The sequence below is a fragment of the Vibrio sp. D173a genome, from assembly GCF_030248475.1.
Window position 1 is genome coordinate 1 of record NZ_JAHGAH010000390.1, and the last position, 1,152, is coordinate 1,152.

General features: G+C 42.0%; 1 protein-coding gene. It reads left to right on the forward strand.

Translation table 11 applies throughout. The features are described 5' to 3' along the window. The first annotated feature begins 640 nt into the window (after nucleotides 1–640). Nucleotides 641–1,138 (forward strand): GNAT family N-acetyltransferase, encoded by a 498-nt coding sequence (locus KIV40_RS26130; RefSeq protein ID WP_285352102.1) that lies wholly within the window; start codon nucleotides 641–643, stop codon nucleotides 1,136–1,138. Nucleotides 1,139–1,152 lie beyond the last annotated feature (14 nt).

Here is a 1,152-nt window from a genome sequence, read left to right on the forward strand (position 1 = left end):
AAAGTCTAACCACAATCTGCAATTGTAAGTTTGCCTTACCTGTAGTCATCCGAGAGAGTGTCGACGTAAGCTTTTCAAAAATTATGCGTCATCTTGCAATCTAATGTTCAATACATCTCACTAACCTATTGATTATCAATTGAACTGCGTTCACAAAGATTGCATGATATGAGTATGAAAAACGGCTGAAAGCCGTATAGAAAGCGTTATTTCCGCAACGGATCTCTCAGGCTGAATGTACGTGGTTGTAGCCTAAGAGTGAAAGTGGCGGGGTAATAGGGTGGAAAAGCGGCGAAAAGGGCGAATATTGGTCATTTCCATGCTAGCCTTAAAGCGCTTTAAGCGCACCTTAATATGGCGCAGCAATTAAAGAGTGACGCTAAAGCGATTTAAGGTAGTGAGCTGCCAAATACTTCGGCTTCGATTTTTGCCTGCATACCGAAAATTCCTCGTCATATCAGAAGATTAGGCGTAAACATAGCCGACTTTAGTTGCGGAATAACAAGACGTTCAAGCCGATTCGAAACGCATTGGGGTTTTAGTGCCCAAATAGGCACGGATTTATCAGAGTTTATTTTAGGTTAGGGTGGATCTGCGTCTCTCACACCTTAACTGCGCGTTAGCACACAAGGAGTAAAACATAGAACTTGCGACAGGATTTAATAACACAAAGTTTGTTTTCAGCCCAGTCTGTGTGAATGATGCCTCAGAATTTTTTGAGTCTATTAGTTCCAGAGAGTTTCCTTTTTCTTTACCATTGGCTGAAATCAAAACACTGACGCAAGCTAAAGCTTGGTGTTTGGATATGGTTTCTGGTTGGGAGTCTGGCAAATGTTATGTTTGGACATGTCGTCGTTCTTCAGATTCAGCAATTGTTGGTCAGGTGACTCTACTCCCAAAAGAAAACTGTTTGGCTTTGGCATATTGGGTAGTTCCGAGTCTTTGGGGGCAAGGTATTGCAACAGAAATGTGTAAATCATTGCTAGTCCACATACAGAGAACTGGATATCGAGGCAATGTATGGGCTGGTGTTCATTCATGGAATGCTCGAAGCCCTTCTGTGTTGAAAAAGCTTGGTTTTAAGGAAATAGAATCTAGCGTCGAGGGTGCAGAGTATCTTTTAGAGATTGTGTGCTAACACATATGAGCCTT